This is a genomic window from Phenylobacterium sp. (assembly GCF_030697925.1).
Taxonomy (GTDB): Bacteria; Pseudomonadota; Alphaproteobacteria; order Caulobacterales; family Caulobacteraceae; genus Phenylobacterium.
Genome location: NZ_JAUYOJ010000173.1, coordinates 1 through 25,041, shown reverse-complemented (window position 1 = coordinate 25,041; position 25,041 = coordinate 1). Strand labels below are relative to the sequence as shown.

The window sequence follows — 25,041 nt, the reverse complement described above, 5'->3', positions numbered from 1 at the left end:
ACCGTCCAGTTCTAGTCAAGAATGAAGACGGGAGAACCCGGATGAACAGGAGACGGCAGGAACCCCTGCTCGCGTCGTGCCTCTGCGGCCAGGTGGCGTTCGAAATGGCGGGGCCGCCGATCCTCAGCGTGGCCTGCTACTGCAAGAGCTGCCAGGACGCAGGCCGGCAGATCGAGGCGCTGGCCGAGGCGCCGCCGGTGCTCCGCGCCGACGCCGGAACGGACTTCGTGATGCATCGGAAGGATCGCGTTCGCTGCGTGCGGGGCGGCGAGCGGCTGGAGGCGTTGCGGCTTACGCCCGCCTCGACCACGCGCCGCCTGGTGGCCAAGTGCTGCAATGCGCCGATGGCCCTGGAGTTCAAGGGTGGCCACTGGCTGAGTGTCTATCGCGACCGCCTGGCCGAGGGAGCGCCGCCGCTGGACGAGCGGACCATGGCCGCCGAGCGGCCGGAAGGCGTCGAGCTGCTGGGCGACATCCCCAGCTACTCCGGCCACTCGGGACGGTTCATGTGGCGGCTGATGAAGGCGTGGGCCGCGATGGGCTTTCGCAACCCCAAGGTCGAGGGCCTGCCCGCATGACCGCCCAGTCCGACAAGGTCCTGATGGAGAATCCCAACAGTCCGGATCGTCCGGTGCGGGTCGACGCCGACAAGTACAACGCCATGCGCGAGGCGATCCTCGCCGTGCTACCCGCGGCGGCGCCCGGCCTGGCGGTGGCGGATGCCAAGGCGCGCCTGCTGCCCCTGCTACCCGAGGCGCTGTTTCCAGGCGGCGCCACGGCCGGCTGGTGGCTGAAGGGCGTGCAACTCGACCTGGAGGCCAAGGGCCTGATCGCCCGAGAGAACACCAAGCCGCTACGGTTGCATCGGGTTTAGCGCGGGTCGATCACGCGAGTCACTCCCACTCGATCATCAATGATCAGTCGAAGTATATGAAAATACTTCGGTTTTTGGGTTTCGAGACACGATTTGCCGTCAACTCGACCGTCACATCGCTACGCTTATGATTTCATTGGAGTTTTGGAGATACGCCCACTCGCGGAGGTCGATCATAAATCCGTGAGGTGTTGTTGATGCTCGGCTTGGAAACGTCTCGCTTGCGTACTTGATACGCAATTGGCCAAGGCGCTCAGATTCAACAACCTGACTCTACCAGACATTGCGTTCGATGTCGCCGCCGACAGGATCTCGGCCCCGTTGCTGCTGATCGCCGGAGACCAGGACGAGGTCTCCGTCACCCAGAGCCAGGCGATGTTTTCGGCCCTCTATCGGCAAGGCAAGGACACCCAGCTGATCACCTATTGGGGGGAGCGCCACCTGATCTCCAGCCCCGCCAACCTGCGTGACCTCTACGTACGCGCCTTCGACTGGTTGGGACGGACGCTGACGCCTGCGGCCGGGTCGCCACGCGAGTGATCGGTATTCGCTATTTGGTCGTCCAGGCTGACCGTCCTCGCTCCATCACGCTCGAGCGCCGCCACCCGAAACCAGAAAAGGCAAGCGGAGTTCGACAGTAGGCGGGCCAGTTGCATCAAGATGGGGCGGCGGTCGCAGACCGCCACCCCCATCGCAGATCCACAAAGACGAGTTCCCCTCGGTCGAGGCCAAGCTTCAGAAGGACAGGTCCAAGGCCACCCCGATCTGACGGAACCCGCCAACGCTCAGGTTCTGGATGTGATCAGCCCCGAAGAACGGATGTCCCTGGACCGTCGCCACGTAGCGCTCATCCGTGCAGTTGCGGCAGAAGGCGCGCAAGCTCCAGTTTTGCGCCGTTTGGTTCAGCGTCACCCCGAGGTCGATGGTGGTGACGCCGCCCTGAAGGGCGTCCGGATCTCCGTTCGAGAGGAAGTTGTAGGAGGACTGGGCGACGACACCGACGTTGAAAATGGCTGCGAAGTCACGCCCGAGCGGCTGTTCGTAGCTCGCGTCGAACACGCCTTTCCACTTCGGAGCATTGGGCAGCCTCCGGCCCGAGGAGTCCGTGGCTCCCCCCACGCAGTCCACCTGGCCGACGTAGCAGGTGTCCCCTTGGAAATCCCGAAAGCGCGCGTCGGTGTAAGCCACGCCAGCATTCAGCGTCAGGCGCGATGTCGGTCGTGCAATGACCTGAACTTCGGCGCCGCGGGTGCGGAGCTTGCCCGCGTTCTGCAGCAGGAAGGACAGCGTCGTGAAGTCGATGCTCTGGGCCTGGAAGTCCTTGAAATCGGTGTTGTAGGCGGAGACGTTGACGGTCAGCTTGCGGTCAAGAAGCTGGCTTTTCGAACCGATCTCGAAGTGCGTCGACGTTTCAGGTTTCACGTAGGAGAAGGAGTACTGCGCATAGCCTGGGCCCTTGTAGCCCTCGGCCGCCGTCCCATAGATCATCCAATCGTCGTTCAGGTCGTACTGAAGCGTCGTTCGCCACGAGAAGTTGCTTTCCTTCCGATCTTGGCTGCGGTCTGGGGCGATCGGCAGAAGGGGCGCCACGCCGCCACCCGCCGTATTCTCAAATCGCATGTCGATTGTCTCGTGGGTCACGCGAGCGCCCGCTGTCAGGCTCAAGCGATCCGTGAACCGGTAAGTGCCCTGCCCGTAAACCGCGTAGCTGCCGAGGTTCTGGCGCCAGAAGCTGTCGGAACCCAGTACGGTCGTGAACCCTGGCGGGGGTGTTTGTCCCAGTGACGCCGCCAAGAGGTTGCTCTCGCGAACTCGGGCCTGCAGGACGAAGACGCCGACCTGATAGTCCAACCTTCCACCGACCGGGGACGCGAGCCGAAGTTCTTCCGAGAACTGACGGGTGGAGATTCCACCGCCAAAAAACTGGACCAGGTCCAGTGGGCTGTAATCCGCGTCGAAGGCCTGTTCGGTCTTGAAGCCTCGGTAGGCTGCAATGTTCGTCAGTCGAAAACCGCTGTCGAACTCGTAGTCGATACGCGCCTGGCCTCCGCCCACCTTCAGGTCATAGAAGGTCAGCCCGTTGTAAGCGCTCCGGTCGTTGTCCACACCCGGCGTAACGCCGATGGCCGGAAGCACAATGGAGAGCGGGCTTGCCGCCGTGGCGTTACGGAGCGTCGCCACCCCGCCCCCCGTGCCTTGAGAGTCCATGTAGTCCGCTGACAGCAGGACGCGCAGAGCGTCGCTGGGCTGCCAGAGGAGTTTCCCCGAGCCGCCAATCTGCTCTAGGCCGCCATCGAAGGCGGGGTTGGGTACGACGTTGTCCTGAAGCGCCGAGTTCTTCACGTAGAACAGGTTGAAGCGCGCTGCCGCATCTTCCCGAATGGCGAGGTTGGCGATGCCCTGGGCGCGAAACAATGAAGTATTATTGGAGTTGTTGAGCTGGCCATATTCGGAGAACAGCCGTCCTCCGCTGTCGCCGAGTTCTGGATCGCGGGTCCGGATGTTGACCAAGCCGGCGGAAGCGTTCTTTCCGAAGAGAAAGCCCTGAGGTCCATTCAGGACTTCGACCTGGGCCAGATCGGTGAAGTTGATGACGGCGAGCTCAGACCTGATCAGTGTGATGTCATCGATCACCACGGCGACGCTCGGCTCAACCGAGCGTTGGAAGCTGGACGTGCCCACGCCTCGGATTGAGAAATTCGTTCCCTGGGCGTTGGCGGCGTTGTTCTGGGTGACCAGGCTGGGGGCGAGGCGACTGAGATCCTCGGGGTTCTGCACGCCACGCTCCTGCAGCGTTTCGCCAGCGATCGCGGTGACGCTGATCGGCACGTCCTGCAGCCGCTCGGCCCTTCGGTTGGCGGTGACGATGATTTCCTCGACGACGCTCGCTTGCCCGCCACCCTCGCCGGGCTGCGCGCCTGCGGCGGCCGACGATTGAGCAGTCGCAATCGCGGGAAACAACGCCAGACAGGCTGTCGCGCACAGAAGGCTGTTCTTGGACGTCATATTCCCTCTCCCCGTTATTATTGCCGCCACCCTATTATGGAACACACATTCTGTCCATGCAATTTATGAACTAAACATTCGACGAGCGGCGTGCGTGCGCCGTGTCGGACCGAGCGCATCGGTCGGGAGGAAAGCGCGCGTCGGACGCCCAGGGGCGCAAGTCGGCCAGGCCGCGCCAGGGCGACAATGGAAGGTCAATTCCAATTTTTGCCTTGACAGAAGATTTATTTCAGCGATACCGGCCCATGGAGGACCTTGGCTATGACCGATCAAGGAGAAGCTTCATCGTCGGTTCACCGACAGTCCCTGAGCGTCAGGCCGCGACGCTTGGCGCTGCTCCTGTTCCTCGCCTACGCCTCGCTGATCACGATCTTCCAAGGCATCCAGAACATCCTGTTGCCTCCGGTCGTGGAGGCCCTGACCCCGGACGACAAGGTCGGCACTCTGGCGGTCCTATCCACGCTCGCGTCGTTGACGACGATCGTGGCGTTGTTTGCGGGCGGAGCCATCTCTGACCGCACGCGGAGCCGATGGGGACGTCGGACCCCGTCGCTTGTTCTCTCCTGGCTCGCCAGCATCGCGCTGATGCCGCTGATGGCGTTCGCGGACTCGGTGGTGCAGCTCATGATCGTCATGCCGCTGCTTTGGTTCACGCTGAACTACTACCAGTCGGTTCTGCTCGCCGCCCTCCCCGACCGTATTCCCCTGAAGGAGCTGGGCTTTGCGTCCGCAGCCATCGGCCTTGGGGCGCCGGTCGGCATCTTTGGAGGCGTCAACATCGGCGCGTTCGCGCCCAATCCGGTGCTTGGATACGTCTTCCTGGCCATCCCGTTCACCATTCTGACGTTTGCGCTCATTGCTCTCGAGCGAGAGCCGTCCAGCCTTGATGAGGTGCTGCCCCCCCGCCCGCGCCTGTCTCTGACGAGCGCCCTCGACGAGTTCAAGAGCCTCAGGGACCGCAATTTCGCCCTGGCGGTCGCCTCCCGCTTCCTGATGTTCCTGTGCTATTTCGGCGTGAACGGCTACCTCTTCTACGTCCTCCAGGACTACGTCGGCGTGCCCAACCTGCCGCACCAGAATCCCGGTGTCGCCGTGAGCATGCTGCTAACAGTCATGACGATCAGCTGGCTGATCGTTACGCCGGTCGTGGGCTTCGTCGCAGATAGGTTGCGCCGGACCGCGTTCATCGTGGCGGTCGTCTCGTTCGGCGCCGGGTTGGTCACGCTGCTGCCCGCCCTGAATGCGGACTGGTCGGTGATGATCCTGTTTGGCGTCGGCATCGGCGTGATGTTCGGCACCTATTTTGTTCTCGACCTAAAGCTCGCCACGCTCGTTTTGCCCTCGGAACAGACAGCTGGAAGAGATCTCGGACTGCTCCTCGCAGCCGGCTCGGCGCCCGGCGTGGTCGCGCCCGCGATCGCCGCCGGAATCATAGCGTCCGGCGGCTACCCCAGCTTGTTTGTCTTCGGAGCGCTGGTCTCGATGGCGGCTGGCCTGTGTGCGATCCTCATTCGCCTGCGAGGATAGCGGGCGCGTCGGCCGTCGCCGGACGCCCGCGCCCCATCCGAGTTCAGGTCCGACGTCGTCCGGCGCGCTTCCGGCCTCGGCGGCGGGCGCCTTTGAGCCGTCTCCAACCGGCCCCTGACACAGCGAAGGTCCCTCCCAATGTCCACCGATACATTCGCGATTTGGCCCGCGGGTTCGCCGCACCTCGCCGCTGGAATTCCGGCGGAAACGTCAACCGCGATCGTCGAGCCCGCCACGGGCCCGGCCATCAGCGTCACCAACGTTTCCGAGCCTACCCTCACCCGCTATGCGCCACCGCAGGATAAGGCGCATGGCGGCGCGGTGATCGTTCTCCCTGGCGGGGCGTTCCGCTGTCTCATGGTGGACAAGGAAGGGGCCGAAATCGCGACCTGGTTCGCTGAGCGCGGCTATGTCGCCTTCGTCCTCAAGTATCGCGTTCACGATTCCGACGATGATCATCTGAGCCGACTGCTCACCGTGAGAGCATGGCGGCAAGCCATGCAGCTGATGCTGCCTGGCCGCATGCTTGCCGCGGACGATGCGCGGCAGGCCGTGCGGACCGTCCGGAGCGGCGCCGTCGCCTTCGGCGTCGATCCGACCCGTATCGGGATGATCGGCTTCTCAGCGGGAGCTATTACGACAGCGACAACACTGCTTGGGGCAGACGTCGCCAGCCGTCCGGACTTCGGCGCGGTCATCTACGGCGCGATGCCGGATGAGCCAGTGCCGCACGACGCGCCTCCCGTGTTCCTCGTTCACGCAGATGATGATCCCTTGGTACCTGTTGGCGAGAGCGTCCGAATGTTCGAAGCTTGGCAGGCTCGTGGACGTCCGAGCGATCTCCATAGATTCGACGCCGGAGGGCATGGTTTCGGCATGCGCCGCCTTGGCCTGCCGGTGGATGCCTGGCCCCAGGACCTTGATCGCTGGCTGAACCGCCACGGCTTCAACTCGCCCCTTGGGCCGCCAAACCGAACGGATGGGACGGTGTGACGTCGCCCCGACGACGAAACGGCCGCCCGCCGCAAGCGTTGGGGTCATAGTCCTCTCAACGGCCGGTCAACCGGCCCCGCGCAGTGGCGAACCTGCGCGTGAAAGGCGAACGGGGTCGGCCGTTTCAGCCCTTTCCGACCATCGGCGTCCCAGGCAGGCCATCGACCGAGTGTGTCTCGCCCGTCGTGGTCGAGACGCCTGAGACTCCCCTCGCCTTGGCGAGTTCGGCGACCATAGCGTCGCGCATCAGAAATTTTTGCGGCTTGCCCGTGACGGTCAGTGGGAAGGTCTCGACGAACCGAACGTATCGCGGCTTCTTCTGATGGGCGATCGAACCTTCGCAGTAGGCGTCAATTTCGGCGGCGGCCATGGATTCGCCGTCAGCGACCACGATCCAGGCGCAAACCTCCTCACCGTAGCGATCGTCGGGAACGCCAAACACCTGGACGTCGCGGATCTTCGGATGACGAGACAGAAACTCCTCGATCTCACGCGGGTAGAGGTTTTCTCCGCCGCGGATGATCAAATCCTTCAGGCGGCCGACGACCGTGCCGTACCCGGCTTCGTCGATGACCGCGAGATCGCCGCTATGCATCCATCCGTCAGCATCGATGGCTGCAGCCGTTTGTTCGGGATCTTCCCAATAGCCAAGCATCACCGAGTAGCCCCGCGTGCATAGTTCCCCAGGCGCACCGCGGGGAACGGTCCTGCCCTCGGCGTCGATGACCTTGCATTCGACGTGAGGATGAACCTGGCCAATGGTCGATACGCGACGCTCGAGCGTATCGTCCAATCCGGATTGGAAACTGACCGGGCTCGTCTCCGTCATCCCGTACGCGATCGTGACGTCGGCCATGTTCATGCGCTCCACCACCTCTCGCATCGTCTTGATCGGGCATGGCGACCCGGCCATGATGCCCGTACGCAGGCTCGACAGGTCGAAGTCGTCGAAATGGGCGTCGTCGAGCATGGAAATGAACATGGTCGGCACGCCGTAAAGCGCGGTGCAGCGTTCAGCCGCCACTGTCGCCAGCGTTCGCCCCGGGTCGAATCCCTCTCCGGGGAAAACCGTCGCCGCGCCATGCGTCAGACCGGCCAGGACGGCCATCACCATGCCGAAGCAATGGTAAAGAGGAACGGGAACTGCAATACGGTCCGCCGCCGTCAATCCCAAAGCCAAGCCACAGAAGTAGCCGTTGTTCAGCACACTGTGGTGGCTCAGGGTGACGCCCTTGGGCCGGCCCGTCGTCCCGCTCGTGAACTGAATGTTCGCCGGATCACGGGATCGCACGCCAAGGGCGGCGTCGAGGAGGGCGAGCGTCCCCGCCGCCCGGCCTTCCTTTTCGATGCCTGCAAAATCGACGGCCCCCGCCAGGGTTTGCGGACCCATCTGCACCACCAAGCGCAGCGCGGGGAGGCGCACGGACCGCCAGGCAGGGCCCTGGCCGATCTCCGGGACCAACTGGCGCAGGATCTGCGGATAGTCACTCGTCTTGAAAGGCGGGGAGATGACCAGCGCCTTGCAGTCGACCTTGGCGAGCGCGTACTCAAGCTCGTCAAGACGGTAGGCTGGATTGACGTTGACGAGGACCAGGCCAGCCTTGGCGGCCGCGAACATGGCGATCACCCACTCGACCCGATTGAGCGACCAGACACCTAGGCGATCGCCCGGCCGCAGGCCGCGCAGGAGCAGTCCGGCGGCGAACGCCTCGGCGCGGTCCTTGAGGTCAGACCAGGAGAGGCGCACGCCCTGTTCGGGAAACACCACCGCTTCGCCCGAGGGCCATCTTGCGGCCGCTGCGTCCAAGGCCTCGCCGATCGTCATGTCCATCAGCGGGATGTCGCGTCGTCCGCAGACCAAACTGTCCATATGGTTCTCTCCCTTCGACGCCGAGCTATTTCGTTTGGTGCGGTAGTCTTGCGAGCATCATGGAAAAGCGGTCAGCGATGTCCGAGACAGCCGCCGCGGCCGCCGGCACGAGACCTGCAAAGCCGAGAAATCCGTGCGTGAGATTGTCGAATTCCATGACGTCGACAGGCACGCCCGAGCTCTTCAAACGCTCTGCATAGGCGACGGCCTCGTCGCGCAACGGATCAACCGAAAGCACAACCAGCAAGACGGGCGGCAGGTCGGCGAGGCTTTCCGCCGCCATGGGTGAAATACGGGGATCGCCACGATCGTTCTCGCCGCAGTAGGTCGAGAAGATCTGCGGGAACGTCGTGGCTGGGAGCGTCGGATCGGCGTCTGCACGTCGCGATGGCAGGCTATTGGCCCCATCGCGAAGATCCACCGCCGGAAAGAAGAGGAGTTGCGCGTCGAACCTGGGATGATCGCCGCCCCTCAGAGCAATCGCTGCGGCTGCGGCCAAATTCGCCCCGGCGCTCTCGCCGCCGATGGCGACCGGCAGGGTCGAGCCGCCAAGCTCGGCGGCGTGGTCCAGCACCCAGGCCGCCGCCGTCATGACGTCTTCAAAGCCAGCCGGAAACGGGGCTTCGGGGGCAAGCCTGTACCCGCTGGCGACGACGACCATGGACAGCTCCTTTGCGAGCCTGCGAACGACGCCCTCGATGTGATCCACGCTCCCAAGGGCCCAAGCCCCGCCATGGACGAAATGCAGGGTCCCGCGCGGTTCGGTCTCTGGCCGGATGATGCGGAGAGGCACCGGGCCACCTTTGCCGTCGATCTCCAACGTCTGGACGTCGGCCACGACGACCGGGCCTTCGGGCCCGTTCAGAAGGGCGATCAGGGAGGCGGATTCCGCGCGTAGCTTCCCCCAGTCGAGGTCGCCCGACGGCAGAGGGATCTGGTCAAGGATCTGTTGGAGCACTGGGTCGAGCGACATGTGATTTTCCCATTGGACGAGCCAGCGGCGCTGGTTGCGTGAAGTCTTCCATCAGTGGCGAGTCCGACGACGGGCGATCCGGATATCGCCTGGCCTCTCGACGCTCCACCCTCGCCACCGCGGGCGAACGAACACACAACGAGAGTTGGAACGACGCTTCTATCTTCTATAGATTTAGAAAACGACCGCAAGTTTTCCCGCGCCGAGAGGATCGTCCGCACTTGCCGCGGGCCCCTTCCCGGCCAGGCGCCGAGCGCATCGCGTCACGCGGCGCCAGCTGCAACAGCTGGGCGGAACGCGGATCAGGTACGGACCGGCAATCCCGTTCGCACAGATCTCGCCGCCGCCTCGGCCAGGGCCAGCGCCGCGATCCCGTCGGCATAGCCGACCGATGCGGCGGCGCCCTCCAGCATATCGGCGAAATGGTCCATCTCGCGGCGGTAAGCCTCGGCGTAGCGATCGAGAAAGAAGTTCTGGAACCGGTCGGCGGACGCCCCGGCTTCGCTCCAGACCTGGACGGTCGATTCCAGCACGTTGTCCGCCCTGACCAGTCCTTTGGACGCATAGGCCTCGATGCGCTGGTCATAGCCGAAACCTGACCGGCGGCTGTTGGCGATGACGCAGAGCTTTCCAGAGACCGTCTTCAACACGGTGCGGGCCGTATCGATGTCGCCCAGTTCGCCAATGGCGGGATCGACGAGGCAACTGCCGACGGCGTAAACCTCGCTCACCTCCTCACCGAGGAGCCAGCGCGCCATATCGAAGTCGTGAATGGCCATGTCCTTAAACAGTCCCCCCGACGCGGCGACGTAGGACGGCGGCGGCGGGGACGGGTCGTTCGAGGTGATCTGCACGCTTTCCAAGTGACCCACCGCGCCGCTGTCCAGGCGCGCCTTCAGGGCTTGGAAGTTGGGGTCGAAGCGTCGATTGAAGGCCAGCAACATGCGCGCCTCCCCCAGGTCGGCGGCGGCGCTTCGAGCGCGTTCCAAATCCTGGTCGATCGGCTTCTCGCAGAAGATCGCCTTGCCCGCCTTCGCCGCCAGGACGCTGTAGTCGAGGTGAGTGTCCGTCGACGAGGCGATGATGACGCCGGTGATGGACGGATCGACCAAAGCTTCATCGAGCGAGATGACCTTCGAGCCCAATTCGGCTGCGAGCGCCGACGCCGCTTCTGCGATGGGGTCGACCACGCCAGCCAGTTCGAGGCGGCTGTTGTGAGCAGCATTCTTGCCATGGATGCGGCCAATGCGCCCCGCGCCGATGATCGCGACCTTGTTCATTGAAAGCCCCCTAAACTCCACCGGCGCCCATCTCACGCGCAACACGTCATGGAACCAATATTCTGCCCATATATGGCATGGAATTTCCACGGCGCCAGGAATCGTTCCATTTCAGTCCGGTCCGTGCCACCTTCGTTTCCGTGCGAGGCGAGGCAGGGCCACAATGACAGACAAGCTGACGACACCCACCACGGCCGATGAATTGAGGGCGGCGATTCTGGATCGATACGAGTCGCTGAGTAAGCGGCTCAAGCAGATCGCCAGGTACGTCCTCGACGAGCCCAATACGGTGGCGTTGGAAACGCTCGCGGTGCTGGCGGACCGCACCGGGGTGCAGCCTTCCGCGATCGTCAGGTTCGCGAAGGCGTTTGGATTCGACGGCGCCACGCAGATGCAGCGCCTCTTCCGAGACGGCCTGATGTCCGGGCATGCGGCCTTGGCCTATGGCGAGCGTGTCAGACAGTTCAGTCGGGCCGTCGACGGCAAGGCGGCGGGCGAACCCGGCCAGGTTCTGGCCGAGTTCATCGAGGGCAACAGCCTGGCCCTGCAGAACCTGGGCGAGACCGTCAGCCCCGCGGCCCTATCGGCCGCCGTCGATCTTATGACCAGGGCCGAAACGATCTACGTCGCCGGCTTCCGCCGCTCGTTCCCGGTTGCGGCCTATATCGCCTATTCCCTGCACCAGGTGGATAAGAAGACCGTCTTTATCGACAACGTCGGCGGCATGGCCAGTCAGCAGGTCCACGCCATCACCTCCAACGATCTGCTGATCGCCGTCAGCTATCACCCATATGCCCAGGAAGCGGTGCAGCTCATCGACTCAGCCGTCGGTCGGAAGGCGGCCGTACTGGCGATCAGTGACAGTCTGGTGAGCCCCGTGGCCAAGCCGGCGACGCAAGTCCTGCAGGTTCGCGAAGCTGAGATCCGCCAGTTCCGCTCGCTCGCGACGTCGATGTGCCTTGCCCAAGCCTTGGTGATTTCCTTCGCTTTCGCGACGTCTCAACCAAAGCGCAAGCCGATAGCGTCCGGAGGGGCACGCAAGCGCGTGGCGTCATGAAACGAAAGTTGCTAATCTCAGGATATTAGAATATGTGTTACATATCTGGCTGGGCGGAGGCGCAGTCTGCTGTGTATGGAGATAAGGTCGATGGCGAGAGGGAGAGGCGGACTTGACCTGATCACCCTGGGCCGGTCCTGCGTCGATCTCTACGGTCAGCAGACTGGGGGGCGGCTCGAGGACATGGCCTCATTCGCCAAATACATCGGAGGCAGCCCGACCAATACGGCGATCGGGTCGTCGCGACTGGGCCTGAAGACGGGCCTGGTGACAAAGGTCGGCGCCGACCACTTCGGCCGCTTCATCCGCGAGCAACTGACCGTTGAGGGCGTGGCGGTGGACGGTGTCCTCACGGACGCCGAACGGCTGACCGCGCTGGTCTTCCTCGGCATCCGCGACCCCGACACCTTTCCCCTGATCTTCTATCGCGAGAATTGCGCCGACATGGCGCTCTGCGTCGACGATGTCGATCCCGCCTTCATCCAGTCGGCGGGCGCCCTGCTGATCAACGGCACCCACCTGTCGCAACCGAACGTGTTCGAGGCGACGATGAAGGCCTGCCGGCTGATGCGCGAGGGCGGCGGGCGGATCGTCTTCGACATCGATTATCGTCCCGTGCTGTGGGGCCTGACCGGCAAGGACATGGGCGAGAATCGCTTCGTCGCCGATCTGGACGTCACCGCCCGGCTGCAACAGGTCCTGCCGCTCTGCGACCTGATCGTCGGCACTGAGGAAGAGGTCCACATCCTCGGTGGGTCGACCGACACCATCGCGGCGTTGCGCACCATTCGCGAAATGAGCGACGCCCTGCTGGTCTGCAAGCGGGGCCCCGACGGATGCTCGGCCTTCCCGGACGCCATTCCCGACACCCTGGCTGGGGGGATCGTCGGGCGCGGCTTCCGCGTCGACGTCTTCAACGTGCTGGGCGCGGGTGACGCCTTCATGGCCGGCTTCCTGCGCGGCTGGCTGAGGGACGAGCCGCTGGGGACCTGCTGCGCTTTCGGCAACGCCTGCGGCGCCATTGTCGTATCGCGCCACGGCTGCGCCCCGGCCATGCCGACCTGGGACGAACTGCAGCTGTTCCTGGGCGAGAAACAGCGCCCGTACCGCCTGCGGGAGGACGCCGAGCTGGAACACATCCACTGGGCCACCACTCGGCGTGGGAGGTACGACGAACTCACCGTCCTGGCCATGGACCACCGAAGCCAGTTCGAGGAGATGTGCGAACGGCTGGGCGCCGATCCCGAACGCATCCCGGCCTTCAAGGCCCTGGCGCTTCAGGCCGTTGACCGGCTGGCCAAGGGCGATCGGCGATATGGCGTGCTGCTGGACGGCCGGTTCGGGATGCGCGGGCTCGAGGCCGCCGCCGACCATAACTATTGGATCGGGCGGCCCATCGAGCTGCCGGGATCGTGCCCGCTCGAGTTCGAGAGCTCGGCCGACGTGGCGACGGAGCTGGCGACCTGGCCGTCCAACCATGTCGCCAAATGCCTCGTCCTCTATCATCCGGACGATCCGCCCGGCCTGCGCGACCGGCAGGAGCGGCAGATGCTGAGGCTTCAGGACGCCTGCCGGAAGACCGGCCACGAATTGCTGCTGGAGATCATCGCCTCCAAGAACGGCGCGATTGACGCCACCACGATTTCCCGCGCCATCCAGCGGCTCTACGATCTGGGCATGAAACCCGACTGGTGGAAGCTGGAGCCGACCGACGATGCGGTCGCCTGGGTCAATATCGAGCAGGCCATCGAGGCCAACGACCCGCTATGTCGGGGCGTCCTGCTCCTGGGCCTGTCCACGCCGGAAGCCGAGCTGATCGCCTCGTTCGACGCCGCCGCGGCCCGGCCCATCGTCAAGGGGTTCGCCGTCGGCCGCACGATCTTCGCCGACGCCGGGGAGCAGTGGTTGTCGGGCAAGATGGACGACGAGGCGGCGATCACCGATCTGTCGTCACGCTTCTCGGTGCTGATCGAGGCCTGGCGCGCCGCCAAGGCACGAGTTTCGACCGCCCCGGTTCGGGAGGCGGTGCGCCGATGACCACGATCCGGCTGACCGCCGCCCAGGCCGCCGTCCGCTGGTTGGCCGCCCAGCACGTCGTCGTCGACGGCGCCGAGGTTCCCTACTTCGCCGGCTGCTGGGCCATCTTCGGCCACGGCAACGTCGCCGGGATCGGCGAGGCCCTGCATGCGTCGCGCGAGGTCCTGCCGACCTGGCGGGCGCACAATGAACAGGGCATGGCCCACGCGGCCATCGCCTACGCCAAGCAGATGCGCCGCAGACGCGCGATGATCTGCACCACCTCGATCGGGCCCGGCGCCACCAACCTGGTGACGGCCGCGGCGGTCGCCCATGTGAACCGCATCCCGGTCCTGTTCATGCCGGGCGACGTCTTTGCGAGCCGCCGCCCCGACCCCGTCCTGCAACAGGTCGAGGCCTTCGGCGACGGGACGGTCACGGCCAACGACTGCTTCCGACCGGTATCGCGGTTCTTCGACCGGATCACCCGGCCCGAGCAGATCCTCGACGCCCTGCCCAAGGCTTTGGCGACCATGTTGGATCCGGCCACCTGCGGCCCGGCGACCATCGCCTTTTGCCAGGACGTCCAGGCTGAAGCCTTCGACTATCCCGCCGCATTCTTCGATCGCCGCCTCTGGAAGGCGCGCCGACAGCCCGCCGATGCGGGCGAGATCGCCGCCCTCGTCGAAGCGCTGAAGGCGTCGAAACGCCCGCTGATCGTCTCTGGCGGCGGCGTCCTCTACAGCCAGGCGGAGACCGAACTGATCGCCCTGGCCGAAGCCACCGGGCTCAAGATCGCGGAGACCCAAGGGGGCAAGGGCGCCTTGCCCTGGGATCATCCCAACACCCTCGGCTCCATCGGTGTCACGGGGTCCAGCGCCGCCAACGAGGCGGCCTCGAACGCCGACCTGATCGTCGGCGTCGGCACCCGGTTGCAGGACTTCACAACCGGCTCGCGCAGCCTGTTCCCGGACCGCAGGCTGTGCCAGGTCAATGTCCAGGCGTTCGACGCGCACAAGCACGGCGCCGAGCCCGTCGTCGGCGACGCCCGGGAGGTAATTGAGGCCCTGTCGGTCGCCCTCGCCGGCTGGCGCGCGCCAGAGATCGCCGCCGATGTCTCGGGATGGACCGCGGCCGTCGATGCGGCGACCGCCGGCCCCGCCGACAAAACCCTGCCCAGCGACGCCCAGGTCATAGGTGCGGTGCAGCGTTCCATGGGCGAGGACGCCATCGTGGTCTGCGCGGCCGGCGGCCTGCCCAGCGAGCTCCACAAGCTGTGGCGCACGGCGCGGCCGGGCGGCTACCACCTCGAATATGGCTTCTCCTGCATGGGCTACGAGATCGCCGGGGGTCTCGGCGTCAAAATGGCCGAGCCCGACCGCGAGGTCGTCGTCATGGTCGGGGACGGCTCCTATCTGATGCTGAACTCCGAACTCGCCACTTCGGTGATGATGGGCTGCAAGCTGATCGTCGCCCTGCTCGACAACCGCGGCTTCGGCTGCATCGACCGGCTGCAACAGGCGACAGGCTCGCCCGGCTTCAACAACCTGCTGGTCGACAGTCTCCACGCGATCCTCCCCGACATCGACTTCGCCGCCCACGCCCGCAGCCTGGGCGCGATCAGCGAGCATGTCGCCACGCTCGGCGAGTTCGAGGCGGCCATGGTCCGCGCCCGCGCCGCCGACCGGTCCTATGTGGTCGTCATCGACACTGACCCGCTGACGACCACCGAGGCCGGCGGCTGGTGGTGGGACGTCGCCGTCCCCGAGGTTTCCGACCGTCCGCATGTGAACGCCGCCCGCAGCGACTACGAACAACACATCCGCAGCAAGCGAGAGCTGCCATGAGCATCCGCTGGGGCGTGAGCCCGATCGCTTGGTCCAACGACGACATGCCCGAACTCGGCGGTGACACGCCGCTGGAGGAGATCATCAACGACATCCGCGAGGTCGGTTTCGAGGGGGTCGAGCTCGGCGGGCGATTCCCCAAGGACCCGATCGCGCTGAGGGCCATGCTGGGACGCCTCGACCTGATCGGCGGCTGGTATTCCGGCTCGCTGCTGGTGCGCGACGCCGCGGCCGAGATCGTCGCCCTGCAGCCGCACATGAACCTGCTGAAGGCCATGGGATCGAAGGTCTTCGTCTTCGCCGAGACCTCCAACGCCGTGCACGGCGATCGCTCGGTTCCCATAAGCGCCGCCCCGCGCCTGGCCTCCAACGACTGGAAGTCGTTCGGCGAACGGATGACCGGCGTCGCCGACTATGTGGTCTCGCAGGGGATGAAATTCGCCTATCACCACCACCTCGGCACGGTGGTCGAGACCGCCGCCGACATGGACGCCTTCATCGCTGCGACCGCGCCCTCGGTGGGCTTCACCCTCGACACCGGCCATGCGGCCTTGGGCGGGGTGAACGCGCTGGCCCTCATCCGCGACCACCCCGAGCGCGTCGCCCATGTCCATTGCAAGGACGTGCGGTGGGAGACCTTCGCCAAGGCGAAGAGAGGCGGTTCCAGCTTCCTGGATGGCGTGCTGTCGGGCATGTTCACCGTGCCGGGCGACGGCGGCATCGACTATGCCGAGATCATGGAGGCCCTGCGCCGCATGGACTATTCGGGCTGGATCGTCATCGAGGCCGAACAGGATCCGAGCCTCGCCAACCCGCGCAAATACGCCGAGCTGGGGCTGAAGACGCTGAAGGCCCGCGCCTTGGAAGCGGGCCTCATCTAGTGCCCAACCTGCGCATCCGCCCTCACGCCCCCGACGCCGACGGCAGCGTCCTGGAAGTTACGCCACAGAGCGCAGGCTGGCATTATGTCGGCTTCAAGGTGCTGCGGTTGAAGGCGGGCCAGACCTACAGCGGCGGCGAGGGCGGTCGCGAAGCCTGTCTGGTCATTGTCGCGGGAACCGCCGCGATCACGGCGGGCGACCGAAGCTTCGAGGACGTCGGCGGTCGCGCCACGCCGTTCGAGGACCGAGCCCCCGGCGCCGTCTATGTCCCCGCCGGAACCCGCTATTTCGTCACCGCCAGCGACATCGTCGAACTGGCGGTCTGCACCGCGCCGGGTTCGGGGCGAGGCGACCCGCGTTTGATTGCAGAGGCCGACATGCCGCAAGAGATCCGCGGCAGCGGCGCCAACGAACGCCGAGTCAGGAACATCCTGCCCGAGACCCAACCGGCGGAGGGCCTGCTCGTGGTGGAGGTCATCACCCCGGGCGGCCACTGGTCCAGCTATCCGCCGCACAAGCACGACACCGCCACGCCGAGCGAAGAGACCCAGCTGGAGGAGACCTACTACCACCGCCTCGACCCGCCGCAGGGGTTCGCGATCCAGCGGGTCTACACCGACGATCGCAGCCTGGACGAGACGATCTCGGTGGAGGACGGCGACGTGGTGATGGTGCCGCGCGGCTACCATCCGGTCGGCGCACCGCACGGCTACGACCTCTACTATCTGAACGTCATGGCCGGCCCCAAGCGGCAGTGGATCTTCCGCAACGATCCCGCCCACGACTGGATCGCCAGGCCAAAAATCCCTCCCCAGGACTGATCATGCGCGACATCAACCACTTCATCGGCGGCCGCACGGTCGTTGGCGCCTCCGGCCGCTTCGGCAACGTCTTCGATCCTAATACAGGTGAGGTTCAGGCGCGGGTCCAGCTGGCTTCGCTGGACGAACTCGACGCCGCCATCGCCAATGCCGCGGAGGCGCAGAACGGTTGGGCCGCGACTAATCCCCAGCGTCGGGCGCGGGTGATGTTCGAGTTCAAACGGCTGCTGGAGGCCCACATGGAGGAGTTGGCGCATCTGCTGTCGTCCGAGCACGGCAAGGTCATCGCCGATTCCAGGGGCGACATCATGCGCGGGCTGGAGGTGATCGAATTCGCCTGCGGCATCCCGCATCTGCTGAAGGGCGAACATAGCCAGGGCGCGGGGCCCGGCATCGACGTCTATTCCGCGCGCCAGGCCCTGGGGGTCGTCGCCGGCGTCACGCCCTTCAACTTCCCGGCCATGATCCCGATGTGGATGTTCGGACCGGCCATCGCCTGTGGCAACGGCTTCATCCTGAAGCCGAGCGAGCGTGATCCGTCGGTGCCGGTCCGCCTGGCCGAGCTCATGATCGAGGCCGGGGCGCCCCCTGGCATTCTCAACGTCGTCCATGGCGACAAGGACATCGTCGAGGCGATCCTGAAGCATCCGACGATCAAGGCCGTCAGCTTCGTCGGCTCCTCCGACATCGCCCAGTCGGTGTACGCCCTGGGGGCCCTGCACGGAAAACGGGTTCAGGCCATGGGAGGGGCCAAGAACCATGGCATCGTCCTGCCTGACGCCGACATGGACCAGACCGTCGCGGACCTGATGGGCGCGGCCTATGGTTCGGCCGGCGAACGGTGCATGGCCCTGCCGGTCGTGGTGCCGGTCGGCGAAGAGACCGCCGAACGCCTGCGCGACAAGCTGCTGCCGGCGATCGAGGCGCTGCTGGTCGGCGTCTCCACAGATCCCGACGCCCACTACGGCCCGGTCGTCTCCGCCGCGCACAAGACCCGCATCGAGGGCTACATTCAGACGGGCGTCGATGAGGGCGCCGAACTGGTCGTCGATGGGCGAGGGTTCGAGCTTCAGGGCTACGAGAAGGGCTTCTTCCTGTCTCCCACCCTGTTCGACCACGTCACCCCACAAATGAAGGCCTACCAGGAGGAAATCTTCGGACCGGTGCTTCAGATCGTCCGCGCCGCCAACTTCGAGGAGGCGCTAGCCCTGCCCTCGCAGCATCAATACGGCAACGGCGTCGCCATATTTACCCGCAACGGGGATGCGGCGCGCGAGTTCGCCGATCGGGTCGAGGTCGGCATGGTCGGGATCAACGTCCCCATTCCAGTGCCCGTCGCCTATCACTCGTTCGGCGGTTGGAAGCGGTCCGGCTTCGGCGACCTCAATCAGTATGGCCTGGATGGCGTTCGCTTCTACACGCGCACCAAGACCGTCACCCAGCGTTGGCCCAGGAACATTGGCGGCGCCGTTTCAGATCAGAGCTTCGTCATTCCAACGATGCGGTGACGGCCGGTGAGCGCCTGACCCGCCCTCCCGATCCAGGGTTTGACAGGCTCCGCCAGGCGATCGGAGCGCCGCAGGCCAGCCGAAGCCCGAAGCACGGCCCCCTTCCGAGGCTGCGCAGGTCCATTGCGCGGTGCCGCGGGCCCAATGTGTGCGGCATGGCCCAGGCCGTGCTCCGAGCGCCTTGCGGATCGAGGTCGATTCTCACCGGATCTGCGCCATGGGTCTCTCGGCCGGCGGGCGTCTCGCCGCCATGCTCTCGGGCCGGCGGACCTGCGCCTACGCCCCGATAGACACGGCGGGGCTGTTCGGCGCCCAGCCCGATTTCCGCGCCATCGTTCATCCGGCGATCGACAGGAACATGATCCTGCGTGACGGCGCTTGGGCAGGCGATTCCCCATTGACTCATGATGGAATATTTGTTCCACCTAGTCGCAAGACGGAATGGACATGCCCAACGGCGCTCCATATCCCGCCAAAATCTTGGGTGAGGAGGGTACGAAATGAAGATGACCTCATGGCTGGCGCGCCTGCTTGTCGGGACCGCGATGTCTGCCTGTGCGTCGGCCGGCGCTTGGGCGCAACAGGGCGACACCGAGGCTCAACGCGCACCCAAGGGCCAGTCGGGCGATGCGGCGCTGGCCGCCTCCGAGCCCAGCTACGTGAACGAGATTGTCGTTACGGCCGAAAGGCGCGCCGAACGCCTCAGCTCGCTGCCGCTCGCAATCTCCGCCTACTCGACCGAGACGCTCAAAGACCGCGGCGTAGCCGATCTGAACTCCTTGTCGCTCTTGAGCCCGTCGATACGCGTACCCGAGAACGCCAACGGCGGTCTGGGCGTGAATGTCGTTATCCGCGGCGTCGGCAGCTTCGGGGGCTTCGAGCCGGCCGTCGCGATGGTTCAGGATGGCGTCTCCTACGCGTCCCGCCGAATCGGCACTTTTGACTTCTTCGATGTCGAACGCGTCGAGGTCTTGCGCGGGCCGCAGGGCACGCTCGGTGGCCGCAACGCGACCGCCGGCGGCGTCTATGTGATCTCCGCCAAGCCGTCTTCAGAGCCTGGCGGCTATTTGGAAGCCACCGTGGGCAACTACGATCGCATCGCGGTCGAAGGCGCGGTCACGGGCCCGATCGCCGGCGACAAGTTGCTCTTCCGGCTGGCGGCTCAGGTCGACAAGGCCGACGGCTGGATCACCGAGACGCAAACCGGAAACACCTATGGCGGCATCGACAAGCGACAAGCCCGCCTTTACCTCCTAGGCCGTCCGAGCGACTCGCTGGAGATGAGCCTGATCCTCCAGGCCCGCGTCGACGAAGCTCTTCCGGCGACTGTGTCCTTCGGGCGGTCTCGACCGGACAGGCCATCGCTCGCCGAAGCAAATGGAGCGCTGGACTTCAATCCCGACACCAGGACAATGAGTCAGGATCGGACCGACATCCGCAAGGACGAGTTCTTCCAGGGTACGTTCCGGCTCGCTTGGGACCTGAGCGATAACCTGCAGCTTGTGACCACCAGTGGGTACGTGAAAAGCAAGCTGCTCTATAATGAGGACCAGGATCACACCACCGTTGCAGCTGTTCTCTGGGGACCGAATCCACGTCGGCAGCCCTTTGAACAATTGTCGCAGGAGGTGACGCTATCTGGACAGATCAGCGACCGTCTCGATTTTATCGTCGGCGGCCTCTACCTGGATTATGACTATAAGCTTCGCGGCGACGTTGGCTTTCCCTTCTTTGGCATTCCGGCAGGCGGGCTCGCCTTCCTCGACAACCAGAAACTCACCTCTCGGTCAGGCTATGGTCAGGTCCGTTTCGATGTGACCGATACTGTCCGCCTCACGGCAGGGGCCCGTTACACGCACGACAAAAAGTCCAGCCGGGCGGCGTTCAATACTCTGACCTCGTCCGGTAGCCTCACAGGCTCAGCCTGGACGCCGCGCGTCTCGATCGACTGGAAGCCAAGCGAAAACGTGCTGGTCTACGCCACGGCGTCACGCGGATATAAATCCGGCGGCTTTGACGAATTCGCCTTCCCGTCACGCTCCTACAATCCGGAATACGTCTGGAACTACGAAGTCGGCTTGAAGGCCAGCACAGCCGATCGCCGTCTGTCAGGCAACCTGACCGGCTTCATCATGGATTACTCCAATCTCCAGCAGGCGGTGCTCGGGCTCGATCCGGGGGAAATTTCCTTCCGCACCATCAACTCGTCCAAGGCCAAGATCAGAGGTATCGAGGCCGAGTTGGAAGTGTCGCCGATGGATGGGCTAAGGTTCAACGGCTCAGTCGCCTATCTCGACACGGAATACGACGGGTTGCGCACGGTCGACCCCTTGTATCCCGAACTGGGTGACGCGGCTCCTGGCAACCCTGCGCTGCGTGTCAGGGATCTCACCGGCAACAGGCTGGCCGGGGCGCCGAAGTGGCAGTTCAACGTCGGTGGAGACTATAAATTCCCCGTCGGAGAATGGCAGGGCAGGCTCAACGCCAGCTATAGCTGGAATAGCGAGGTCCCGCTCGACATCTACAACAACCCGGGCTTCTCACAGGACTCGGTGGGTATTCTCAGCGGTTCCATTTCGCTGGCCGACCCGAGCGGCGATTGGGAAGTGAGCGCGTTCAGCACCAATCTCACCAATGAGTTCTATACCACCAACGCGGTTGCTGCAGATGTCGGTGGCGGCGGCGCGAGCAGGGTCACGAGCTTTGGTGATGTCCGTCGGTACGGGATCCGGGTCAGGCGCCAATTCTGATCACCTCAAGGCGGCGCTCCTCACGCCTGATGGAGCGCCGTCGAACAGGCGCTGGAACCGGAACCGGCCCATCCCCGATCCCCTCCCCGGCCCCCCTCATCCAGCCATAAAAGGCCTGGGCCGTGTTCCGCGTCGAGCACGATCAGGAGATCGAAGCGGATCCTAGCACCGCCCTCCGCGCAGGCGGGCGCGCCCTATAGGTCGAGGAGCTCGTCAACCCGGCGCATCGGTCCTCTTCGACCTGGCACGTCAACAACAACTAGCGAATGACAGGTAGTTCGATGAAGGACGGGCGATCGGCGTCGTGGAATAGGCGCTGTTGCGCCACTTGATGTCGCGGGCTGTCCTGATCGCCAGTATTGAGATTGCGGTCCCAGCGCGGGAACGAGCTGCTCGTGACATGCACTCTAATTCTGTGACCCGGCAGAAATACGTTGCTGGTTGACCATAGATCGACTTCGTAACAGCCGACGCTGCTGGCGTTTTGGCCCGTCCGGACAATGCCGTCGCAGAGATTATACGAGCGTCCGTCTGGATGGACGTCGCACAGGCGCGCGACCCAATCTGTGGACGGCGCCGAGCTGACGGCGTGCAAGACGACCCGCACGCGACCTGTGACTTCGAACTCTTCATCGAGAGGCTCGGAGGTGAAAACACAGACATCCGGCCTCGCCTCGACCCTAGCCTGTTCTTTGGGACCCGATGGAAAGGCGCTCATCATGACGGTTTGACCGCCGACCGTCGGAACCGGATCGGAGGGGTCGTAGAGGAACTCGGTCGCGCCTTCGTCGGCGGCCGGCCCCGCAGTCGTCAGGGAGCCGTCGGCACGAAGGTGGTGACGCTGGATTTCGGCGCGCTGCAAGGGCCACTCGTTCTCGTCACGCCACGCGTTGCGGCCCATTACGAACAGCCGCACCCTCGGTTCGGGAAGTTCGACGCTTGAATCCGATTTGAGATGCTGGCCGAACCAGGCGAGCTGGAAGTCATTGACGTCGCCATACGGATGAACCGCTGCGCCCACACGGCTCGCGGGAAGTCCGAAGCGCAAGTCACCGACCGCATCGCCAAATTCACCGTGCGACCACGGCCCGACCACCAGCCGGGCGTCACGCCCGAGGTCTCTCATCGCCCTGAAATTGTCCAGCGTTCCCTGCAGGAAGACGTCGTACCAACCCGCTGTGTGGAAGGTCGGCACGGTCACGCGCTGATGATTTCCGGCGACGCGGCACCATGTGGCGACATCAGGATTGGTCAGAACCGGGATCGCGCCAAGCGACGGAAGTTGGTGGCCTTGGATCTCGCCAGTTTTCACGGGAAGGTCCCAGTAGCCCTTCGTCGGAAGAGAGTCATATTCGGCTACGATGGCGACTAAGCGGCGCGCCCGCTCTTCCTCCGAGATGGGCAACCTCAGCAGATAGGCGGCACCCGTCTGCAGCGTCCAGGCAAGCTCAAGGCCCAATTCCACCGCCCCGCCCCTAGCGAACAGGCCGTCCATGGGGTCGCACCAAGTGACCATGGGCGAGATCGCGGCGAGCGAGGGCGGCCGTTGGATCGCGGCCATCCACTGGGTGTTCCCGAAATAGCTGCCGCCGAACATGCCAACGCGACCGTTCGAGCCGGGCAGGCGCGCCGCCCACTCGACGGAGTCGAAACCGTCCTCGCGCTCATAGCGGAACGGCTCCCACTCGCCCTCGGAGGCGAAGCGGCCGCGCGTGTCCTGAACCACAACCATGAAACCGCGGTGCGCGGTCTGAACGGGATCCAGGACGCTCGCCAGCATTGGCGAATCCTTAAAGTACGGCAATCGGGCCAGCAGAACGGGCCAGGGCCCGGCGCCTTCGGGTCTGTAGACGTTGGCGCGGAGGACGTTCCCATCGCGCATTCGCGCAGGCACGTCGAAGTCGACCGCGACCTTTGGGGAGCCTTGAACCGTCCCGTCCGGCGCCCTTCCGGTATCCGGAGTTTGCGTCCCTAGTTTCTCGGTCATCACCTAACCTCCCCCTCGTTGGTGGGCATTTGCGTGGACCTTGCGCCGAGGACGCTCTGATTTCCCGCGCCAGAAGGGCGAGCCGACTGGGCGACCAGCGGACTGACCACGCCCTCAACGCGCGTTGTGGGCCCCCGCCGTAGTTGGATGGAATGTATATTTCGACTGATGTCGCATTCGCAAGATACATTTCGTACCGGCCCGATCGGCGCGCTCGCCATCGCGGCTAGACGATCGATCTCCCCCTCGGGTCCCTCGCGAGAACGTCCAGGTGCATCGTGTCTCGTGGGTCGTTCCCACGGTCTAGAGGATCTCGAAGCCTTCCGCATGGGGTCGGGCGCAGCTCGCGGCTCGCGGCTCACCGCCGACGACGGCGAGCTAAGCTCGAGCAAAACCACGAAAGATCATTGAAAGGGGCGAGCACGCGAAGGGCGCGCAAGGCTGCCGACCCGTGGCGCGAGGCGGCGCAAGACGCCTCTCCGGGCGAGACAGAGTGAACTATCAATTTCCCTTTTTAAAAAACTAGAATATTCTATCCAACGCCACTCGTGAGCCCGTCGCTGCGCAGCGACACAAGCCTACGGCGGATGGGCCGGAGGAGTTAAACCGATGCTTCGACACGCGATTTGCTGTCCCGTGGCGACCGGTGAAGCCGACATATGCACTTGTGGCGCGGTGTTCAGCGACGCGTTGGCCTCGAGGCGGCAAGAGCAGCCGGCCCCCGCGGTTCGCGCGCCGAAAGCGGTGGGCCTGCCGACAGGCGCCAGGTTCTCCAGCGGTTCGAGCTGCAATTGTAGTTCTGATTGACCCATTGCCTGCTGCCCCTCACCCCAGTTGGGGCAGCCAACAAAGCGTACGCTCCACTGAGCATCGCGGGATCGTTGGCGGAGTGGGCTGGCTCACGCCGAAAGGTAGCCAGACCATGACAAACGCCAGGCCAGAAGCTGAGCCCCAACCAGCGGCGACAAAGGGCGTTTTTGCCGGCGTGCCTTTCCGGCTCGCCGCCTCAAGCGAAATGCTTTTCCTTGAGCTACCGCTGCTTGAGCGTGCGAAGCGGATCGATTCGGCAGGCTTTATGGTCGAGATCTGGGATTGGACGCGCCACGATATCGGGGCCTTGGCGGCGAGCGGCGTCACCTTCTCGTCGATGACGGGATATGTGCGGGGCCGGCTTGCGGATCGCGATGGCGCCGAAGAGCTTGTCGCGACCGCCAAGGAGTCGATCGCCGTGGCCAAGCGGTTGGGCGTGCCCCGCCTAAACCTGCACGGTACGGGTCTTGGTCCTGACGGACTACCGCTGCTGCCGGCCGCCTCGGTGACGGGCGCCATGTGGCTTCACGCCCGCGACACGTTGCGCCGTCTGGCCGACCTCGGGGAAGGAGCAGGGGTTACTTTCGTGCTTGAGAACCTCAACACTGCGGTCGACCATCCCGGCGTACCGTTCGGGCGAGCAATCGACTGCATCGAATTGGTCGCGTCGGTCGACCGGCCCTCGGTGAGGCTCATGCTCGATCTTTACCACGCGCAGATCGGCGAAGGTAACCTGATCGAGCTATGCCGGCAGGCGTTGCCTTACATCGGTGAAATTCAGGTAGCCGACGTGCCAGGCCGATGTGAGCCGGGCACTGGAGAGATCAACTACCCGCGCATC

18 protein-coding genes are annotated in these 25,041 nt (G+C 64.7%); 13 read left to right on the top strand and 5 right to left on the bottom strand.

The genetic code is table 11. The features are described from left to right. Window positions 1-41: 41 nt before the first annotated feature. From Q8Q88_RS16525 to Q8Q88_RS16515, 3 genes are all read left to right on the top strand, one after another. Window positions 42-578 carry a GFA family protein gene (locus tag Q8Q88_RS16525; RefSeq protein WP_305676280.1) on the top strand — a complete coding sequence of 179 codons (537 nt, stop codon included), beginning with the start codon at window positions 42-44 and terminating at the stop codon, window positions 576-578. Next, on the top strand, window positions 575-874 hold the full coding sequence (locus tag Q8Q88_RS16520) for a hypothetical protein (protein ID WP_305676279.1): 300 nt from the start codon (window positions 575-577) through the stop codon (window positions 872-874). The genes Q8Q88_RS16525 and Q8Q88_RS16520 overlap by 4 nt, the downstream gene beginning before the upstream one ends. A 240-nt stretch (window positions 875-1,114) precedes the next feature. After that, window positions 1,115-1,414: a S9 family peptidase gene (locus tag Q8Q88_RS16515; protein WP_305676278.1), complete on the top strand. Its 300-nt coding sequence runs from the start codon at window positions 1,115-1,117 to the stop codon at window positions 1,412-1,414. A 195-nt stretch (window positions 1,415-1,609) separates the two neighbouring features. Here Q8Q88_RS16515 and Q8Q88_RS16510 read toward each other — a convergent pair whose 3' ends face one another. Further along, window positions 1,610-3,880, bottom strand: coding sequence for a TonB-dependent receptor (locus tag Q8Q88_RS16510; protein ID WP_305676277.1), 2,271 nt, complete (start codon window positions 3,878-3,880; stop codon window positions 1,610-1,612). Between the two features lie 327 nt (window positions 3,881-4,207). On the opposite strand from Q8Q88_RS16510, the gene Q8Q88_RS16505 reads away from it, so the two are divergent. Both Q8Q88_RS16505 and Q8Q88_RS16500 read left to right on the top strand, forming a co-directional pair. Next, window positions 4,208-5,407: an MFS transporter gene (locus Q8Q88_RS16505; RefSeq protein WP_305676276.1), complete on the top strand. Its 1,200-nt coding sequence runs from the start codon at window positions 4,208-4,210 to the stop codon at window positions 5,405-5,407. A 138-nt stretch (window positions 5,408-5,545) separates the two neighbouring features. After that, on the top strand, window positions 5,546-6,400 hold the full coding sequence (locus Q8Q88_RS16500) for an alpha/beta hydrolase (RefSeq protein WP_305676275.1): 855 nt from the start codon (window positions 5,546-5,548) through the stop codon (window positions 6,398-6,400). Window positions 6,401-6,524: 124 nt separating this feature from the next. Here the strand turns inward: Q8Q88_RS16500 and Q8Q88_RS16495 are convergent, their stop codons facing one another. From Q8Q88_RS16495 to iolG, 3 genes are all read right to left on the bottom strand, one after another. Further along, on the bottom strand, window positions 6,525-8,270 hold the full coding sequence (locus Q8Q88_RS16495) for an AMP-binding protein (protein WP_305676274.1): 1,746 nt from the start codon (window positions 8,268-8,270) through the stop codon (window positions 6,525-6,527). A gap of 25 nt (window positions 8,271-8,295) precedes the next feature. Next, a complete protein-coding gene (locus Q8Q88_RS16490; RefSeq protein WP_305676273.1) occupies window positions 8,296-9,243 on the bottom strand; it encodes an alpha/beta hydrolase in 948 nt (315 codons plus the stop codon). 302 nt (window positions 9,244-9,545) lie between these two features. After that, entirely contained in the window at window positions 9,546-10,523 is a 978-nt protein-coding gene (gene iolG / locus Q8Q88_RS16485; protein ID WP_305676272.1) for an inositol 2-dehydrogenase, read from the bottom strand. A gap of 163 nt (window positions 10,524-10,686) precedes the next feature. Between iolG and Q8Q88_RS16480 the strand changes: the two genes are divergently transcribed. From Q8Q88_RS16480 to Q8Q88_RS16450, 7 genes are all read left to right on the top strand, one after another. Next, the gene (locus tag Q8Q88_RS16480; protein WP_305676271.1) at window positions 10,687-11,580 is read left to right on the top strand and encodes a MurR/RpiR family transcriptional regulator; all 894 of its coding nucleotides are present in this window, start codon (window positions 10,687-10,689) and stop codon (window positions 11,578-11,580) included. A 90-nt stretch (window positions 11,581-11,670) separates the two neighbouring features. Continuing rightward, window positions 11,671-13,617: a 5-dehydro-2-deoxygluconokinase gene (gene iolC / locus Q8Q88_RS16475; protein WP_305676270.1), complete on the top strand. Its 1,947-nt coding sequence runs from the start codon at window positions 11,671-11,673 to the stop codon at window positions 13,615-13,617. Further along, window positions 13,614-15,443, top strand: coding sequence for a 3D-(3,5/4)-trihydroxycyclohexane-1,2-dione acylhydrolase (decyclizing) (gene iolD / locus Q8Q88_RS16470; protein ID WP_305676269.1), 1,830 nt, complete (start codon window positions 13,614-13,616; stop codon window positions 15,441-15,443). The genes iolC and iolD overlap by 4 nt, the downstream gene beginning before the upstream one ends. Continuing rightward, window positions 15,440-16,324: a myo-inosose-2 dehydratase gene (gene iolE, locus Q8Q88_RS16465; RefSeq protein ID WP_305676268.1), complete on the top strand. Its 885-nt coding sequence runs from the start codon at window positions 15,440-15,442 to the stop codon at window positions 16,322-16,324. The genes iolD and iolE overlap by 4 nt, the downstream gene beginning before the upstream one ends. Continuing rightward, a complete protein-coding gene (iolB, locus tag Q8Q88_RS16460) occupies window positions 16,324-17,145 on the top strand; it encodes a 5-deoxy-glucuronate isomerase (RefSeq protein ID WP_305676267.1) in 822 nt (273 codons plus the stop codon). The genes iolE and iolB overlap by 1 nt, the downstream gene beginning before the upstream one ends. Continuing rightward, window positions 17,145-18,653, top strand: coding sequence for a CoA-acylating methylmalonate-semialdehyde dehydrogenase (locus Q8Q88_RS16455; protein ID WP_305676376.1), 1,509 nt, complete (start codon window positions 17,145-17,147; stop codon window positions 18,651-18,653). Before iolB ends, Q8Q88_RS16455 begins: the two co-directional genes overlap by 1 nt. 500 nt (window positions 18,654-19,153) lie before the next feature. Further along, complete coding sequence (locus Q8Q88_RS16450; protein WP_305676266.1) at window positions 19,154-21,403, top strand: TonB-dependent receptor; 2,250 nt, start codon at window positions 19,154-19,156, stop codon at window positions 21,401-21,403. A 259-nt stretch (window positions 21,404-21,662) separates the two neighbouring features. Here Q8Q88_RS16450 and Q8Q88_RS16445 read toward each other — a convergent pair whose 3' ends face one another. After that, window positions 21,663-23,390, bottom strand: a complete 1,728-nt coding sequence (locus tag Q8Q88_RS16445) for a CocE/NonD family hydrolase (RefSeq protein WP_305676265.1) — start codon at window positions 23,388-23,390, stop codon at window positions 21,663-21,665. A gap of 889 nt (window positions 23,391-24,279) precedes the next feature. Between Q8Q88_RS16445 and Q8Q88_RS16440 the strand changes: the two genes are divergently transcribed. Then, window positions 24,280-25,041 (top strand): TIM barrel protein (locus Q8Q88_RS16440; protein ID WP_305676264.1); only part of this gene is annotated, 762 nt, incomplete at its 3' end.

What these genes read in the sequence shown, in the direction of transcription:
- Q8Q88_RS16445 (WP_305676265.1), bottom strand. Translation starts at nt 23,390, where the DNA reads ATGACCGAGAAACTAGGGACGCAAACTCCGGATACCGGAAGGGCGCCG.
- iolD (WP_305676269.1), top strand. Translation starts at nt 13,614, where the DNA reads ATGACCACGATCCGGCTGACCGCCGCCCAGGCCGCCGTCCGCTGGTTG.
- iolC (WP_305676270.1), top strand. Translation starts at nt 11,671, where the DNA reads ATGGCGAGAGGGAGAGGCGGACTTGACCTGATCACCCTGGGCCGGTCC.
- Q8Q88_RS16525 (WP_305676280.1), top strand. Translation starts at nt 42, where the DNA reads ATGAACAGGAGACGGCAGGAACCCCTGCTCGCGTCGTGCCTCTGCGGC.
- Q8Q88_RS16480 (WP_305676271.1), top strand. Translation starts at nt 10,687, where the DNA reads ATGACAGACAAGCTGACGACACCCACCACGGCCGATGAATTGAGGGCG.
- Q8Q88_RS16450 (WP_305676266.1), top strand. Translation starts at nt 19,154, where the DNA reads ATGAAGATGACCTCATGGCTGGCGCGCCTGCTTGTCGGGACCGCGATG.
- Q8Q88_RS16520 (WP_305676279.1), top strand. Translation starts at nt 575, where the DNA reads ATGACCGCCCAGTCCGACAAGGTCCTGATGGAGAATCCCAACAGTCCG.
- Q8Q88_RS16495 (WP_305676274.1), bottom strand. Translation starts at nt 8,270, where the DNA reads ATGGACAGTTTGGTCTGCGGACGACGCGACATCCCGCTGATGGACATG.
- Q8Q88_RS16490 (WP_305676273.1), bottom strand. Translation starts at nt 9,243, where the DNA reads ATGTCGCTCGACCCAGTGCTCCAACAGATCCTTGACCAGATCCCTCTG.
- iolE (WP_305676268.1), top strand. Translation starts at nt 15,440, where the DNA reads ATGAGCATCCGCTGGGGCGTGAGCCCGATCGCTTGGTCCAACGACGAC.
- iolG (WP_305676272.1), bottom strand. Translation starts at nt 10,523, where the DNA reads ATGAACAAGGTCGCGATCATCGGCGCGGGGCGCATTGGCCGCATCCAT.
- Q8Q88_RS16500 (WP_305676275.1), top strand. Translation starts at nt 5,546, where the DNA reads ATGTCCACCGATACATTCGCGATTTGGCCCGCGGGTTCGCCGCACCTC.
- Q8Q88_RS16510 (WP_305676277.1), bottom strand. Translation starts at nt 3,880, where the DNA reads ATGACGTCCAAGAACAGCCTTCTGTGCGCGACAGCCTGTCTGGCGTTG.